This is a genomic window from Sulfurirhabdus autotrophica (genome assembly GCF_004346685.1).
Classification (GTDB): Bacteria; Pseudomonadota; Gammaproteobacteria; order Burkholderiales; family SMCO01; genus Sulfurirhabdus; species Sulfurirhabdus autotrophica.
This window is the reverse complement of sequence record NZ_SMCO01000009.1, coordinates 42023-59527: the sequence shown is the minus strand read 5'-3', so window position 1 is coordinate 59527 and position 17505 is coordinate 42023. Positions and strand designations below refer to the sequence as shown.

General features: G+C 48.1%; 11 protein-coding genes. 8 read left to right on the top strand and 3 right to left on the bottom strand.

The features are described from left to right. Nucleotides 1–33 precede the first annotated feature (33 nt). Nucleotides 34–1779, bottom strand: a complete 1746-nt coding sequence (locus EDC63_RS10290) for an EAL domain-containing protein (protein WP_124946751.1) — start codon at nt 1777–1779, stop codon at nt 34–36. Between the two features lie 182 nt (nt 1780–1961). Further along, nucleotides 1962–3041: a transaldolase gene (tal, locus tag EDC63_RS10285; RefSeq protein WP_124946752.1), complete on the bottom strand. Its 1080-nt coding sequence runs from the start codon at nt 3039–3041 to the stop codon at nt 1962–1964. A gap of 126 nt (nt 3042–3167) precedes the next feature. On the opposite strand from tal, the gene EDC63_RS10280 reads away from it, so the two are divergent. The 8 genes from EDC63_RS10280 to EDC63_RS10245 all read left to right on the top strand — a co-directional run bounded on the left by EDC63_RS10280 (nt 3168) and on the right by EDC63_RS10245 (nt 16460). Next, nucleotides 3168–3536 carry a hypothetical protein gene (locus EDC63_RS10280; RefSeq protein WP_124946753.1) on the top strand — a complete coding sequence of 123 codons (369 nt, stop codon included), beginning with the start codon at nt 3168–3170 and terminating at the stop codon, nt 3534–3536. Nucleotides 3537–3672: 136 nt separating this feature from the next. After that, the gene (locus EDC63_RS10275) at nt 3673–4779 is read left to right on the top strand and encodes an efflux RND transporter periplasmic adaptor subunit (protein ID WP_165922975.1); all 1107 of its coding nucleotides are present in this window, start codon (nt 3673–3675) and stop codon (nt 4777–4779) included. Nucleotides 4780–4849: 70 nt separating this feature from the next. Beyond that, on the top strand, nt 4850–7933 hold the full coding sequence (locus tag EDC63_RS10270; RefSeq protein ID WP_124946755.1) for an efflux RND transporter permease subunit: 3084 nt from the start codon (nt 4850–4852) through the stop codon (nt 7931–7933). Continuing rightward, nucleotides 7930–8241 (top strand): DUF3240 family protein, encoded by a 312-nt coding sequence (locus tag EDC63_RS10265; RefSeq protein ID WP_124946756.1) that lies wholly within the window; start codon nt 7930–7932, stop codon nt 8239–8241. Before EDC63_RS10270 ends, EDC63_RS10265 begins: the two co-directional genes overlap by 4 nt. Continuing rightward, nucleotides 8238–9521, top strand: a complete 1284-nt coding sequence (locus EDC63_RS10260) for a TolC family protein (RefSeq protein WP_124946757.1) — start codon at nt 8238–8240, stop codon at nt 9519–9521. Before EDC63_RS10265 ends, EDC63_RS10260 begins: the two co-directional genes overlap by 4 nt. A 191-nt stretch (nt 9522–9712) precedes the next feature. After that, nucleotides 9713–10774: an SGNH/GDSL hydrolase family protein gene (locus tag EDC63_RS10255; protein ID WP_165922974.1), complete on the top strand. Its 1062-nt coding sequence runs from the start codon at nt 9713–9715 to the stop codon at nt 10772–10774. 346 nt (nt 10775–11120) lie between these two features. After that, a complete protein-coding gene (locus EDC63_RS10250) occupies nt 11121–11939 on the top strand; it encodes a DUF2797 domain-containing protein (protein WP_124946759.1) in 819 nt (272 codons plus the stop codon). Nucleotides 11940–12362: 423 nt separating this feature from the next. Further along, nucleotides 12363–16460, top strand: a complete 4098-nt coding sequence (locus EDC63_RS10245) for a PAS domain S-box protein (protein ID WP_132920925.1) — start codon at nt 12363–12365, stop codon at nt 16458–16460. A gap of 202 nt (nt 16461–16662) precedes the next feature. Here the strand turns inward: EDC63_RS10245 and murI are convergent, their stop codons facing one another. Continuing rightward, entirely contained in the window at nt 16663–17469 is an 807-nt protein-coding gene (gene murI / locus EDC63_RS10240; RefSeq protein WP_124946762.1) for a glutamate racemase, read from the bottom strand. Nucleotides 17470–17505: the final 36 nt, after the last annotated feature.

Sequence of the window (17505 nt, the reverse complement as noted above, 5' to 3'; positions counted from 1 at the left end):
CTGACAAGTTTCAAGTGTAGATGGAAGCGGCTTCTAAAATAAGGTTTCCGGCTTGTGGATACCATAACCTTGAGCGTAATTTACACCGATTGTTCTTAGTTTTTCAAGAATGGCGTCATTCTCAACGTATTCTGCAATGGTCATTATGCCAATTTCCTGTGCAATCCGGTTGATTGAATCCACCATGCAATAATCTATTTTATTGGTGGCGATCCCCTTGACCAATGCGCCATCAATTTTCAGGAAGTCCACCGGTAATGATTTAAGGTAGGTGAATGAAGACATGCCACTACCAAAATCATCCAGCGCAAATCTAAAACCAATGGGTTTTAATTCCTGAATAAAGCTGGAAACCTTGTGCAGATTATTAATGGCCATGGTTTCTGTAATTTCGAAACAAATCGCATTGGGGGGGATGTCATGTTCCTCAATCTGGTCGCGCAAGAAATCAAGAAAATAGTCATCGTTTAAACTGGCACCAGACAGATTAACTGAGCAGAAGAAGTTGGTCTCAGTTTCTCCCTGCGGATTTTTTTTCAGTATTTTGCGCCAATGCCCACTGTTTCTTGCAAACAATGTTCGTATCACCCACCGATCAATCGTTGGCATCAGATTGTATTTTTCTGCAGCGTGAACTAATTCTCCCGGTGACAGTAATTTGCCTTTTTCATCAATCATCCGCAGCAAGACTTCCCTGTGTTCTATACAAGGTATTGTTGCTGAAATAGGGATGATGTTCTGGTAGTACAAGCGGAATCGATGCTCTTCAAATGCATGGGTGATGCGGGAAATCCAGTTCATTTCTCCCCGTTTATGGGTGAGCTCCTCGGCCCCGACGTAGGATTGAATTCGGTTCCGTCCTTTGTCTTTGGCAATATAACAAGCTGCATCCGCAGAGCTTAAAATATCAGCGGTATTCACGCAATTGGCGTCAATTGGCGCAACGCCGATGCTGACCCCGATTTCGAAGCGCTTTTCCTGCCAGTGAAAACGAAACCCCGAGATGGTCTGACGCAGTATTTCTGCGACTTCCATTGATTCCTTCAGGGAGCAATCTTCCAGTAGTACGCCAAATTCATCGCCACCTAATCTGGCCAGTGTATCGCTATGGCGAACTTTGGTTTTGATCAGAGTGGAAAGTTGTCGTAACAGTTCATCCCCTGCTATGTGGCCACAAGTATCATTCACTACTTTAAACTGATCAAGATCCATGTAAAGCAGGGAGTGATTGGTATTGTGAGTGATGGCATTTTCCAGCAAATTATCAAGGCGCTTGCTGAACTCTCTGCGATTAATCAGTCCTGTCAGCTCGTCATGAATAGCTTGTCGCTCGATGCGTGCTATGGCCAGTTTGTGTTCTGTGTAATCGCGCATGACCCCGATGACAAGGTTGCCATGTTCCATGTTAACCTTGTTCATGCTGATTTCTACCCAGCGTGCATTGGCCTGTATTGGAAAAATGCGGCATTCAAAGCGGACGGGTTGGCCGGAGAGGGCTTTGTTGAATTGCATGGTAAACATTTCATTGTTCTCAGCGGAGCCAATGAAATGGGTGATAGGGAAACGATTGTTGTGGGATGTGAGAATGTTTTCTGATTCGCCCAGCCAGGAGGCAAGCAGATTGTTAGCGACATGAAATTTCATTTCGTCGCACAGCACAAAAATACCATCATTAGCACTGTCTATATAGGCGCGCAGAAGCGCAAGATAAAAATCTTTATCTTCTTCTGGCCTGACTGGTGCATCTGGCAAATTTTTGACGTGCGTACTGATAGGCATTGAAAATTCCCCTAGGGCCTGACCAGTTGAGATTTGAATTAAATTGTTATTATTTTTTAGATAAGTTGGCAATCATATAGTATTTATGAACTAATTGTCCATGAAAAAAACGCGTTTTTATAGTGGAAGTTTGATATTCCCAGGGGGTATTTATTCAATTGTCTTTTTAAACGATGGCTGCATCAGGCAACCAATTCCAGCAATTTGCTGTAGGAGTCTGCAAACAAATTTACGCCTTCTGTCTGAAGCTGTTCGCCAATGGTTTCCATGTTGATGCCTATTTTTTCCAGGCGTAAATAGTGATCCTTGGCCCCGTTTATGTCTTCTTCTACAGTCAATGCAGGTATGCCATGATCGCGAAATGCTTCCAGAGTGGCATCGGGAAGGGTGTTGATGGTTTCCGGTCCGATCAATGGCTCTACATACAAAAGATCATTGTAGTCGGGATTTTTAGTGCTGGTACTGGCCCATAATAGATATTGCGGATGAGAACCAGCCTGAGCCAGATCATCAAACAAATCACCATGAAACATTTCCTTGTAGCGCTGGTATGCCAATTTTGACATCGCTACGGCCGTTTTACCGCGAAGTGCCAATGCTTCAGGTGTGCCAATTTTATTGAGTTGTTTATCAACCAGCGTATCCACGCGACTCAAAAAGATGCTGGCGACAGCCTTGATTCCGTCTGTGTCTCCTCCGTTTGCCAGTCGCTTTTTCAGGCCGCGCATATAGGCTTCAAAAATGCGCACTACATGCTGCAGTGAAAACAAGAGGGTAACGTTGACGCTGATTCCTTCTGCAATAAGGTGTTCGAAGGCTCGGACGCCCTCTGGGGTGCCCGGTACTTTGATGAGCAAGTTTTCCCGTGCCACTGCCTGGGATAAACGTATCGCTTCAGAAATGGTGTGTACCTCATCATGTGCAAGCCTTGGGGAAACTTCAAGACTGACATATCCATCTTTGCCTTTGGTTCTGTCAAAAACTTCGCGGAGTATGTCACAAGCCGCCTGAATATCAGCAATGACCAGCTTTTCATAGCGACGTTCATGGACGATTTCATTCGATTTTAGCCAGACTAGCTCATCGTGATAATAAGGGCTTTCCAAAATGGCCTTATACAAAATACTGGGGTTGGATGTTACGCCTGAGACACCGCCGTGTTGAACGAGATTGGCCAGTGCGCCTTCTTTCAAAAGTGTGCGGGACAGATTATCCAGCCATACGCTTTGACCAAAACCAGTGAGTTCGAGTAGCGAATTCATCAGTGACTCCTATTGTGGATGTGTTTTATATATAGCATATGGTAACGCATTCATGGGCATCTATATTTCTTGAAATGCTTTTAGACTAAGTATAAAATGACATCTATGTCTATAAATTGGAAAAACTTGCATGTAATTGTTCTGCTGGCATTTTTACAATGCTTTGCACCACTTTTGCACGCGCATGCACTGGGTAATTATCAATCCAGTGGTGTACATTTCCATCTTGATTACGACATGCTTGAGCATAGTGCCAAACCGGGTAAGGCGGAACTGCAAACTTCTCAAACTGAGTTGCCCGCTATCACCATGGCACAGGAATTCAAAAAAGACGCGGTCTTATTTATAATCACTGATGTTGTTCTGCCATTCAGATATCCGTCTCAAGTTTTGAACTATATACATTCACGTCATAGTGATCTATTGCATCAGCCTCTATACCTATTCACTTCAAGACTTCCGCCAGCCCAAGCTCCTCCGTATTTGTCTGCTTAAGCTATTCTTAAGATTTCCCCATTAAACTGGGGGTGTATTAATTGCCTCATTGAGTGCACGTTTGTGTCTATTCGCTTTTCGTGGCGCTCAATTTTCATCTTATAGCATCCATACCCCAATGGATTCGGAGTTGCGCATGCAAACAAAACGATTAGCAGGATTTTTGCTGTCTGCTTTTTTTACTATTGGATCAGCTACAGCATTTGGTACTGATGATATTCAAATGACGCCAAAGCAGAGGCAGGCTTCAGGGATTGCTGTCGCGCCGCTTTCAGTGAAAACTGGTGTGCCAGGCAATGGCTTTCCAGCTCAGGTTGTTATCCCGAATGGGCAGATGCAAGTGATCAGTTCACCACTATCTGGGTTGATACAAAATGTTGCCGTGTCAGTGAATGATACGGTGACAAAAGGGCAATTACTGGCGCGGTTTGCCAGCCCCATGCTGATCGAAACTCAACGTGATTTTTTACAGGCCGCCACGCAAACTCAACTGACACAGAGCAGTTTGAAGCGTGACGCGCAATTATTTAAAGAAGGCATCATTGCCGAAGGGCGGTATCTGTCAACGCAATCAGCGCACGCACAGGCTGCTGCAGGATTAGCTGAAAGACGGCAGGCTTTGCGTCTGTATGGTATGTCGGATACGGCTATCAATAAATTGCAGTCAAGCCATGTGCTAAGTAGCACGCTGGATATTGTTGCGCCCATGGATGGTATGGTGCTTGAGCAAATGGCAACCGTTGGCCAGCGTGTTGAGGCTGCTGCGCCACTGTTTAAAGTGGCCAGACTCAATCCATTGTGGCTGGAAATTCAGGTGCCGGCTACTTATGCAGTCGGGGTGAAGGCCGGGGCTGAGGTCAGCGTGCGAGGAATTAGTGCGACAGGCAAGGTGTTGTCTATCGGGCGTAACGTCAGCGCCAATCAAACAGTGATGGTTCGGGCCGATATCAAGGATGATTTGCAAAGCCTGCACGCCGGTCAGTTTGTGGAGGCGCAACTGGTTTCTTCTGTCTCTACAGAGAAACAGTGGCAAGTACCAAGCGCAGCTCTTGCCAGAAATCAGGAAAAAGCTTTTGTGTTTGTGCAAACGTCAGGTGGTTTCCGTGCTCAGTCTGTCACCCTTGTAGGACAGTCGGGGGATAGCAGTGTCATCAGTGGTAATTTGAAAGGAAGTGAGCGTATAGCGGTTAAAGGTATAGCAGCATTGAAAGCTGCCTGGATGGGATTAGGGGGTGGGGAATAATGATGGATGTTGCTTGCCAAAGTTCTCTATTTATTTTCAAACATGAAATAGGCCTTGCGGAGTGTAAAACATGTTAGCCCGCCTGGTTGAATTTTCGCTCACTCAGCGCCTGCTGATAGCAGTATTAACGTTGTTGTTGATTGGTGGTGGAACCTATGCGTTCATGGGATTGCCTATCGACGCATTCCCGGACGTGTCTTCAACTCAGGTTAAAGTGATCATGAAGGCTCCCGGTATGACGCCGGAAGAGGTAGAGGCCCGTATTACCGCACCCATTGAGGTGGAAATGCTGGGTATTCCCAACCAGAAAATTTTGCGTTCGGTGGCGAAATACGCGTTGACCGATATCACCATAGATTTTCAGGATGGAACGGATATTTACTGGGCGCGGCAGCAAGTGGCTGAGCGGCTGGGTAATATTTCCAAAGATTTGCCGCAAGGTGTAAGTGGCGGGCTGGCTCCGATCACAACTCCGCTGGGTGAAATGTTCATGTTTACAGTGGAAGGGGGGGATCTGAGTTTAATGGAACGCCGAAGTCTGCTGGACTGGGTCATTCGTCCCGCGTTGCGTACTTTGCCTGGTGTAGCAGATGTGAATTCGCTGGGTGGTCTGGTGCGGACATTTGAAATTGTGCCGGACAATGCAGCATTGAATGCACGTGGTATTTCGCTTACTCAATTGCAGCAGGCGCTGGAAATGAATAACCGCAACGACGGCGCCGGGCGGATGCGCGACGGTGAAGAGGTATTGCTGGTTCGTTCTGAGGGTGCAATAAAGACACTGGATGATGTACGTGCCATCGTGATTACAAGCCGTGATGCTAATCCGGTTCGTGTGGGAGATGTGGCGCAGGTGCGTATTGGCAGCATGACGCGATACGGTGTAGTGACCAAGGACGGTAAGGGTGAAGCCGTAGAGGGGTTGGTGCTGGGCTTGCGAGGGGCAAATGCGAAACAGGTAGTGGAAGGCGTGCGCAAGAAGCTTGCTGAAATTCAGCCGAGCTTGCCAAAAGGCGTGCATACAGAAGTCTTCTATGATCGGGGTAATCTGGTTGAGCGCGCTGTGGGGACAGTTTCCAAAGCGCTGATGGAAGCCATTGTGCTGGTGGTCGTATTGCTTCTGCTGTTTCTGGGGAATTTACGGGCTGCGATTGTCGTAGCGGTGACGCTACCATTAGCGGCGCTGATCACATTTATTCTCATGCGTCAGTTCGGTATGTCCGCCAATTTGATGAGTTTGGGCGGGTTGGCGATTGCAATTGGTATGCTGGTAGATGCGGCAGTGGTTGTGGTGGAAAACATGATTACCCATCTGGCACACCAAGGTACAGAGGGGAAATTGCCGCACCTGCATGTGATTTATCGCTCAGTGAGAGAAGTGACACTGCCTGTTGCATCGGGTGTGGCCATTATCGTGATTGTTTTTTTGCCGCTGTTGACCCTGCAGGGGTTGGAAGGGAAATTATTTATACCGGTAGCGATGTCGATTGTTTTTGCGCTATCCGGCTCACTCATACTGGCGCTGACAGTGATTCCTGTACTGGCTTCTTTTTTGCTTAAGCCGGGTGCACATGAAGACCCTTGGCTGGTACGTAAATCGACTGCGTTGTACGTTCCTGCCTTGCGCTGGTCACTGGCGCATTCAAAAACCGTCATCATGGGTGCGTTGATAGTACTGGGGCTGACAGTCGGGGCATATACATTGATAGGAAAAACCTTTATGCCAGTCATGGATGAAGGCGATATTATCATTGGCGTCGAAAAACTTCCTTCAATCAGTCTGGAACAGACCGCTGCGACAGATTTACGTATTCAGCAAGCCATCATGGCTCAGGTGCCTGAAGTCAAAGGTGTCGTGGCGCGTGCCGGTTCGGACGAGCTGGGTCTAGACCCTATGGGCCTGAATCAGACAGACACTTTTCTGGTATTAAAACCCAGAGAGCAGTGGCGCAAGCCGGATAAAGAGTGGCTGACCGGTGAGCTGAGAAAAGTCATGGAGCAATTCCCGGGTATTTCCTACAGCTTTACGCAACCTATCGATATGCGGGTATCTGAAATGGTTATTGGGGTTCGGGGTGATGTAGCCGTAAAAATTTTCGGCACCGAACTCGTTTCTCTGAACAAACTGGCCGCCCAGATTGAAACGGTACTCAAATCCGTGAAAGGTTCACAAGACGTGTATACCGTCAAAAACGAAGGCGTACAGTATCTGCAAGTCAAGATAGACCGGCTGGCTGCAGGTCGATTCGGCCTGAGTGTGGATGATATTGAAAATGATTTACGCGGTCATCTGGAAGGAAAGCCCTTGGGTGTGGTCATTGAGGGCGCACGCCGAACACCGCTCCTGTTACGCGGTGCGGAAGATTTGCGTTCTTCTGCTTCCCTGTTTAACAACTTGCGAATTGGTTTGCCTGACGGTACGGCGATTCCCATCACCAATGTGGCGAAACTGGAACGTGTGGATGGCCCAGTGAAAATTGACAGGGAAAACGGCAATCGTATGGTGGTCGTGCAAGCCAATGTGCGAGGGCGTGATCTGGTAGGTTTTGTGGAAGAGGCTAAGCAGGCTGTCGCCAAGCAAGTGCCAATGGCAACAGGCTATCACGCCACCTGGGGTGGGCAGTTTGAAAATCAGCAACGTGCGGCGGGCAGACTGGCAGTGGTGGTGCCGATTGCCTTGGGAATGATCTTCCTGTTGTTGTTTGCCACTTTTGGATCGGTACGACAGGCGGTGCTGGTATTTGCAAACATCCCTTTTGCAATGGTGGGCGGGGTATTTGCATTGTGGATGTCTGGTGAGTACTTGTCTGTTCCTGCATCGGTAGGGTTTATTGCGCTGTTAGGCATTGCTGTGCTCAACGGGGTGGTTATGCTGACTTATTTTAATCAGTTACTGGCGCAAGGTATGCCGCTTGCCGAAGTCATCGTGGAAGGTGCAAAACGGCGTTTGAGACCCGTGTTGATGACCGCCAGTATCGCAGCATTCGGTCTGGTGCCGTTGCTATTATCCACGGGTCCTGGTTCCGAAATTCAGAAACCTTTAGCCATTGTAGTGATTGGCGGGTTGGTCACGTCTACCCTGTTGACACTGATATTACTACCTATACTTTACCGCCGGTTTGGGGTAAGCCAAGCCAAGGAGAAATTGGCATGAAACAATTGGATACTTGTCTGACTATCGTTTTTCCCCGTGCTCTTGAAGAAAATCTGGTGGACCATTTGCTGGACCATCCTGAATATGCTGCTGGATTTACCACCATGCAGGTGGAAGGGCACGGTCAGGCTGTCGCGCGCCATAGCATTGAGGAAGAAGTGCGCGGGCGTGCGCGTCGTGTCCAGATTCAGGTGGTGCTAAATGGCGAGGATGCCAGGGCGTTGATCACACATCTCAAAACCGCCTTGCCTAGCAAAGAAATAGCTTACTGGATGATGCCAGTGATTGAGTTTGGGAGATTTGCATGAAGTTTCATTTTGGATTTTGGTTAATGGCAGCGTGTGCTGCCTCTCCTGCGAGTGCAGAGAGTTTCAGAGACTTTCCCGATTTACCATCATTGCAAATGGTTACCAAAGCTATGGCGGCCAACCCTTCAGTATTGGCTGCTCAAAGCGGCGTAAAAGTGGGTGAGGCTAATCAGGAAGTTTTACGTGCGGGATCTTACGAATATAACGTGAGATTAGGCACACAGCAACGAACGGTGAGGATGGATCCCACAGGAAAATTCAATGAATGGAATGTCTCCGTTGAGCGACCCTTTCGCTTGCCAAACAAAGCCTCTCTTGACCGTGAACTCGGCAGCCAGGGAGTTTCCCAGGCAAAACTGGCTTATGGTGATGCCATGCACGAATCAGGCCGGACGCTGTTGCGCATGTGGTTCAACTGGGTCAATACTAGCCAGCAGGCGCAACAATGGGAAAGTCAGGTGTCTATCCTCAAGGAGCAATCCAGCATCGTCAACAAACGGGTAAAAGCGGGTGACGCACCCAAGCTTGAAGCCATGCTGGCTGATTCCGCTCTGGCACAGGCTGAATCATCGTTACTACAGGCAAAACTCCGTGTGAGGGTAGTGCTGACTGATCTGACACAACGTTTTCCGGGAATCGTTCCTCCTTCACAGCCAGTGTTAATGGAACCTGAACCCGTGACGCAGGATATTACCTACTGGCGTGAACAGATACTGGAACATAATCATGAACTGGGTTTGGCAAGAGCAGAATCAAAGCATTGGCAGTTGATGGCATCACGCGCCTCCGCAGATCGCATGCCAGATCCAACAGTCGGATTGCATCTGGCCAGTGAACGTGGCGGGGAAGATCGTATTGCCGGATTAAGTGTATCAATTGCATTGCCCGGCGGTGCCCGCTCTGCCAATGCAAATATGATGCAGGCACAAAATGGCGTCGCTCTGCAGAAAGAAGCGGCGGTATTGGCAAGACTGAATGCCGAAGTAAACAATCAGTTTGCGACTGCACAAGCATCTTATGAAAGCTGGAAAAGTATCCAGAGTGCAGCCGCAGGCATACAACGAAATGCTGAGCTTATGGCGCGTGCCTACTCTTTGGGAGAAGCGGGTTTAACTGATGTGCTGACAGCCCGTAAACAATCTGTAGAAGCGAAATTAGACGCCATGATGGCACAGACCAACGCAGCAGAAAGTCGTTATCGTTTAATGTTGGATGCGCATCAGTTGTGGCCACTGGATACTGATGAGGATGAAGAAGACGCTGCACACGCGCATTATTAAAGTGCCTTTACGCCATGCTAATCAGATAAGTGAATCTTGCATATAACGAGTTAGCTATTATACTTACTTAAGCAAGTATATATGTCGTTAGCATGATCTGAATCTGTTTTTTCAGATCAATCATATTTCTATAATCCCGCATTAATGTCCGTTGCTTCATGTGGGGAAGACTTATGCTCTCTGGAGAAACAATGAAAACGCTAATTTTTAATTGGTTGACCCGCAGCTTATTCAAAAACACAATCATAAAAACACCGGTAAAGCTTCGTTATATCCAAAGCTGTTTGCTGTTATCTATATTTATATCATCCGGTGCATGGGCTACTGCATTCAGTAATCTCTATGTGTTTGGAGATAGTCTGTCTGATACGGGCAATGTGTCACTGTTAACCGGTGGAGCTGTTCCCAATGCGCCATATTACGCCGGTCGTTTGAGCAATGGACCCAATTATGTGGATGATTTGGGCGCAAAATTAGGGTTTTCAACATTGCCCTCACTCATGGGTGGGACTAACTACGCTAATGGTGGTGCGCGCACCGATTCCCACTTTCTTGGCCCTACTTATGGCATTCTTGGACAGGTGAATAGCTATGTAAGCAGTTTGTCTGCAGACCCTAATGCTTTGTATATTGTTTTTGGTGGGGCTAATGATATTCAGGATGCCATTGCCGCAAGCATCAATAATTTTGGCGCTGCACAGAGCCTAGTGACTGCTGCTGTGAATAATATTGATACGGCTTTAAGAAACCTGGCGAATGATGGAGCCAAACAGTTTTTGGTACCCAATACACCAGATCTTGCTATGGTTCCGCGTGTCAGCATGCTGGGAATTACCTCCCTCTCTTTTGTAGCAAATTTGTTTGCTACCCAGTTTAATACGTTACTGGATAGCAAGTTGAATACCCTGCAGATTGATCTAGGTGTAAATATCACACGTTTTGATACTTTTTCCGTGTTAAATGATGTGGTTGCTAATCCAGGCAATTTTGGTATTACCAATGTGACTGATCCCTGCTACACGGGGGATGATCAGAACTTCACGGGAGGAGGTACGGTTTGCAGTAACCCGGATCAGTATGCTTTCTGGGATACCATTCATCCAACAGCGCAATTGCATCAGATATTGGCAAATGGAATGGCCAGGGCCTTGCAAATACCAGAGCCTGATACGATATTTTTGCTCATCAGTGGTTTGATTGGTGTTGCGCTCTTACGGATGAACCGTATTGTTACAAGACAGGTGCGCATATAAGTCTGCTCGTTAAGGGTTTGAAGATTCGTTAACCGTAGAGGCGCTGAGGCGCAGAGTTATAGGCAGCTACAACATCCAGTATCACGATGCTTTTTCTTATTCTGAAGCTGTCTTATGTAGCCTCAATTCCTTGCTTTTCTCTGCGCCTCAGCGCCTCTGCGGTAAAATGCTATCGTGGTATTCCCATGAACTGCTATGTTGAGTTGTAGATGGAATATTTAAAATTGGCTTTGTTTACAAATGAGGGCGGATTTAAGGATAAAGTCCAATTGATAACATCAATAGTCGCGCTAAATGTCAGATCATGGGAGAATTAGCACTTTAATAAACACGTCAAAGCCTTCCCATGATTAGTGGTAACCTGAGCAAAATGATCAGCCAGCTCTCTGGCCCCGTAGAGTATTCTCTTCCGGTAGGAACCGAGCGGCTCGGCATGAACCAGTTTTTGGGAAAAGAGCTGGCGCTCAATTTTTCCGGCACAATCAATTGTATCGCCTGTGGCAGAAAAACCAGTAAAAGTTTTAGCCAGGGTTATTGTTTCCCTTGCATGCAGTCACTGGCCCAATGCGACTCCTGTATTATCAAACCCGAATTGTGTCATTACGCACAAGGCACTTGCCGTGAACCGGAGTGGGGCTTAACCCATTGCATGCGCCCGCACTATGTCTATCTGGCTAATTCATCCGGGGTAAAAGTAGGAATAACACGTGAAACACAGTTGCCAACCCGTTGGATAGATCAAGGTGCCAAACAAGCACTGCCAATCTTTAAAGTAGCGACTCGCTACCAGTCAGGCGTACTTGAAGTAATTCTGAAGCAGCACGTAGCCGATAAAACAGATTGGCGCGCGTTATTGAAAGGCGATCCGGAACCAGCCGATCTCATGAACAAACGAGATGAGCTTTTTGATGTGTGTAAAGCAGGTATTCGCGAAGCGCGTGAGCGCTTTGGGGAAGAGGCTATTCAGTCTCTCGAATCAGCTGAGCTGGTGAATATTGACTATCCAGTTTTAGAATACCCAACAAAAATCACTTCTCTCAATCTGGATAAAACACCAAGTATCCGGGGTACCTTGTTGGGAATTAAAGGTCAGTACCTGATTTTTGATATTGGTGTGATCAATATGCGGAAATATACGGGCTACAATGTGGAAGTGACTGAGTGATATTGAGAGTTGCTTTTGGTTTGTTTGATTTTGCAGCCAAAATGCCACCTTAAATAATGAAATTCGCCACTTGGAATATACATTAAGTGCGTGACAACTGTCTCAGATGTGCCAGGAACACCCATCATTGTTCACTTGCTAAAGTCTGGATGTGTGTGGACAACAGACATTAGCTTGAGCCTATCTGGAAACAATCCCAGAGTGAGCACTCATTTGAAAAACCACTACAATCGTTGTTCTTCGTCATCGGAAATTCTACAGAATTTTTGGAATCTGATTTTTCCAACCTAACAAATTATTGATCCTGTCAGCTGAATTTTTAAGTTTTCATGCGACATATTTCATCCGAATATCCTAGAAGGATTCTTTACGTACTCAGGTATTTTGCTATAGTGAGGGAACAAGGGAATTCGGCAAATACTAATGAAATCTGATTTGGACGAAAATATCTCCACTTATACTGGCATCGATTATCGGGGGATATTTGATGCGAATCCCTATGCTATTTTTATTCTTAATTCAAAAGGTCGGATACTCGATGCGAATCCAACTGCCATTCAACAATATGGATACAGTCTCGAAGAATTGAAGCATTTGAATGCAACTGACTTAGCTTCCGAGGATCTGAGGGATAAGTTGCCAGCCCACCTCAACAACTTACTGAAATCAGGTGATAAGTTCGAATTGAGGCACCGCCGCAAAGACGGTAGCGAACTGCCTGTTGAAATTTATTCTTACCCAATTACTCATCATGGTGAGCATGCGATCATCTCGAATGTGTGCGATACCAGTCCGCGAAAACAGCATGAGTCAGAGCTGAAAAACCAAAATCATATGCTTGAGCGGATTTTGGATACCGAACCGGGTACTGTCTATATCTTCGATCTGATTGAACAGCGTAATATCTATATCAACCTGCACTGGCTCACCACCTATGGCTATTCGATCGTGGAGACCCAGGAGATGGGCAGTAAGATCATCCAACTTTTTCATTCAGATGATTTGCCTCGCATCGCTGCTAACCACGATGCATGGAGAGATGCCTCTATTGGAGAAATGCGCTCGATTGAGTACCGTCTTCGTGATAAAGAAGGTGCCTGGCACTGGTTGATTAGTCGGGAAACCCCTTTTATCCTTGATGATAATGGGCAGGTAAGGCAGATTCTCGGCATTGCGCATGATATCACGGAGCATAAACAGGCAGAAATGCTGCTCAGCGGGCAGACACAGGTGCTGGAGATGATCGCCGCCGGAGCATCCTTGCCGGAGACGCTGTCCGTGCTGGTCAAGCTTATTGAGGCTCAAACCCCAGGGATGCTGGGGTCCATTCTCCTGCTGGACCAGGATGGCATTCACGTCCGCCACGGTGCGGCGCCAAGTTTGCCTGCGGATTTTGTCGCGGCAGTGGAAGGGCAACCGATTGGGCCGAACGCCGGTTCGTGCGGCACTGCGGCCTACCGCAAGGAGGCGGTGTTTGTGGAGGATATTGCCACCGATCCGCTGTGGGTGGCTTACAAAGAGGTGGCGCTACAGCACGGGTTGCACGCTAGCTGGTCCACGCCAATTTTCGATTCGCAGCGGCGGGTGCTAGGCACATTCGCGATGTATTACCGCCAACCGGGGCTGCCCCAGCCGAAGCACCTTAAGCTCATCGATGCTACCACGCACATAGCATCCATCGCCATCAGTCGGCAGCGGGAAGATATTGCGTTGCGCCAAAGTGAAGGCCGATTACGCAATATCATTGATGGTCTTGGGCCGAACATGTTCGTGGGTTTGCTGACCACCGAGGGGGTCGTACTGGAAGCAAACCAGCAAGCGTTGGCGGCGGCTGGTTTGCAACCGCAAGACGTGCTGGGTAAGCCAGTTGAGGAAACGTACTGGTTTGGCTATTCCGAAGAAAGTAAACGGCAGATGCGCGAGACCATCGCCCGCGCTGCCCGAGGTGAAGCCTCGCGGTACGATGTGCAGATACGTGTCGCGGAAAACCAATTTATTCCTCTGGATTTCTCGGTGCAGCCATTTCTGGATGCAAACGGCAGAGTAGTGTTGCTGGTGCCGTCCGCCGTTGTGATTTCCGAACGCAAGCGTGCAGAGGAGAAGTTGCGCGAGAGCGAGGCAAAGTTCCGCGCGATGATTGAATCATCCCCCGTGGCCTTGGCGATGAATGACGAGTACCAGAATGTCACGTACCTGAACCGCAAGTTCGTCGAGACATTCGGCTACACGCTGGTCGACATTCCAATCCTGTCGGAGTGGTGGCCGCGGGCCTATCCCGATCCCGCCTATAGGTTGCGCGTCGCGCAGGAGTGGCAGGTGGCGGTGGAGAGGGCGCAGCGGGACGGAACCGAGATCGAACCGTTGGAATACGAGGTCACCTGCAAGAATGGCAGCGTGCGCAACATACGATTCAGCATGGCGCCGATGGGCTCCTCCAACCTGGTGATCTTCTACGATCTCACAGAGCGCAAGCAGGCGGTGGAGGCGCTACGCAAGAGCGAGGAGCGGTTTGGGCGGGCGCTAGAAAACATTCCGGACGTGGTTGTGATCTATGACCGCGATTTGAGAATTCAATACGTCAACGATGCCACACGCCGGATTACCGGGCGCCCCACTTCCGACTTCATCGGGCGGCGCGAGGAGGAAATTTGGCCGCCGGAAGTGTACGAGGTCTATTTGCCCACATTACAAGAGGCATTCAGAACCCGTACCATTCGTTCCCTGGAGACGAATCTTTTGCTGCCCAACAGTGCTTTGTTGGCCCTCCAGATAACGTGCATACCCCTGTTGGACGAGAAGGGCGAGGTAAGAGAAGTCTTGGGTATTACTCATGACTTCACTGAGCACAAGCAAGCGGAAGCCGAATTGCGCAAGCTTTCTATGGCGGTAGAGCAAAGTCCCAACTCCATCATCATAACTAATCTTGATGCGAACATTGAATATGTCAACGATACCTTCCTTAAATTGACCGGCTACAGTCGTGACGAGGTGATCGGCAAAAATCCACATTTTTTGAAATCCGGCAAGACGCCCAAAGCAATCTACGAAGATATGTGGGGACATCTGACCCGTGGCGAAATATGGCGCGGCGAATTGATCAATAGGCGCAAGGATGGCAGCGAATACATTGAGTCAACACAGATATCACCAGTGCGGCAAACGGATGGACAGATAACCCACTATCTGGCTATCAAGGAAAACATCACTGAGGCAAAGAAAGCAGAAGCACTTATTGAAAGGCTTGCCCATTTCGATCAGCTCACCGGGTTGCCCAATCGCAGCCAGCTCAACGATCGTTTCAAATACGCGCGCAGCTTGGCACAACGGAATAATGAGCCGCTGGCAGTGTTGTTCCTTGATCTCGACCATTTCAAGGATGTCAACGATACCTTGGGCCATACCATTGGCGATCAACTCTTGATGGAAGTGGCAAAACGGATCATGGCAAGTTTGCGTGACGAAGACACGGTATCCCGTCAAGGGGGAGATGAGTTCATGCTGATTCTGCATGCTACCGATGCTAATGGTGCGGCCAATGTGGCCACCAAGCTGATCGAGGCGATTTCACGACCCTGTCAGATTGAGCAGTATGAATTGATCATCACCCCTTCAATCGGCATCACCATCTATCCGGAAGACGGCATAGACTTCGAGACGCTGTCGAAGAACGCCGACGTGGCCATGTATCGCGTCAAACAAGGCGGCCGCAACAGCTTCCGTTTTTACACGCCTGAGATGCAGGCTAATTCTGCTCGCATTTTGCAGCTGGCAAATGCGCTGCGTCACGCACTGGAGCGTGATGAGTTGCAGTTGCACTATCAACCCCAATTATCCATTCGAGACGGACGTATCATCGGTGCGGAAGCCTTGCTGCGTTGGCAGCATCCGGAGTTGGGGATGATTTCACCCGCTGAATTTATCCCCATCGCCGAGGATGGCGGTCAAATCATCCAGATCGGCGAATGGGTGTTGCGCACGGCAGCCAAACAAATTAAGGCGTGGATGGATGGTGGGATGCCGCCTATGGTGATGGCAGTGAACCTGTCTGCTGTTCAGTTCCGACAGGCTAATATTGCGAAGTTAATCACGCATATTCTCGATGAAGTGAAACTACCGCATGAATATCTGGAGTTGGAACTGACTGAGGCCGTTGCAATGGGTAATCCGCAGGTGGCAATCGAGGTGATGGATAAATTGCATGAATCCGGCATTCGCATGTCCATCGATGATTTCGGTACTGGCTATTCAAGTTTGAGCTACCTGAAAAAATTCAAGGTTTACAAACTGAAGATAGATCAGTCTTTCGTGCGTAATATCACCGATGATCCAGAAGATAAGGCTATCGTCAGCGCCGTCATCAAAATGGCTAGAAGTCTAGGTATTCAAACTATTGCAGAGGGTGTGGAAACAGCTGAGCAACTGCAAATCCTGCGCTTACAAGGTTGCGATGAGGTTCAAGGCTATTACTTTAGCAAACCCTTAACTGCGGAACTGTTTGAAGCGTTCGTAAAAAATAATTAAGTGGGATTATACAATCCGTTTTACGTTTCTGAGCGGACGTTAGACTAGAAAACTATGATCGTCTGCTTGAGGGCGGCTAGTGAAGTTCACGATTTTTACACACTGACAATAAGTGACTTAGTATCTCCTAAATCGGGACGATTCAGAATAGCAGTTAAAAGGGATTGCATACTTAGTTTAAAGTATGTCATGCAGGGTTAATCTACCACTTTTCCACATGCACATTTAGCAATGTTCTTCCCAGAAAACGTTCACCAATCGTCTGAAAGCGCAACGGTACATCAGTGACATGAAAGTGATATACAGGCTGGGTACGCTTTGTGTTAGCCAGATTTAGATCAGCAAGCAGCGCAGCAGTGCGTTCAGCCATGGCTTCGGCAGAGTCAACCAATATGATGCTTTTCCCGACGACATCCTGTAACAGAGATTTTAAAAGCGGGTAGTGAGTACACCCTAACACCAATGTATCAATATTCTCGGCTAATACGGGTTTGAGATATTCCTGAGCGGTCAGTCTTGTTACGGGATGGTCCAACCAGCCTTCTTCTACCAGCGGTACAAATAACGGGCAGGCTTGTGAAAAAATACGTACATCGGGTTCGTACTGATGTATGGCGCGCGCATAGGCGTTGCTATTGATGGTTGTGGGGGTTCCTATTACGCCTACCTTTCTTGAACGGGTGTCGGCCAGTGCGCCCAGAGCGCCAGCATCAATGACATCCAGCACTGGGACGGGGGATAGGTCCCTGACAACTTGTGCTGCAACCGCTGCCATCGTGTTGCAGGCAATAATCAGGACTTTAACCTGCTTCTGAAGCAAAAACTCAGCAATCTGGGTAGTGAAGTGAGAAATGGTTTCGACTGATTTTACCCCGTAAGGCACGCGTGCTGTGTCACCGAAGTAGATAATGTCTTCGAATGGCAGGCGTTCCATTAAAGCTCGTACTACGGTTAGTCCACCTACGCCGGAATCGAAAACACCGATTGCTTTGCTTGGATCAGGTTGCATAGAAATGTCTGGAGTAATGATTTTTGTGAATGTTGG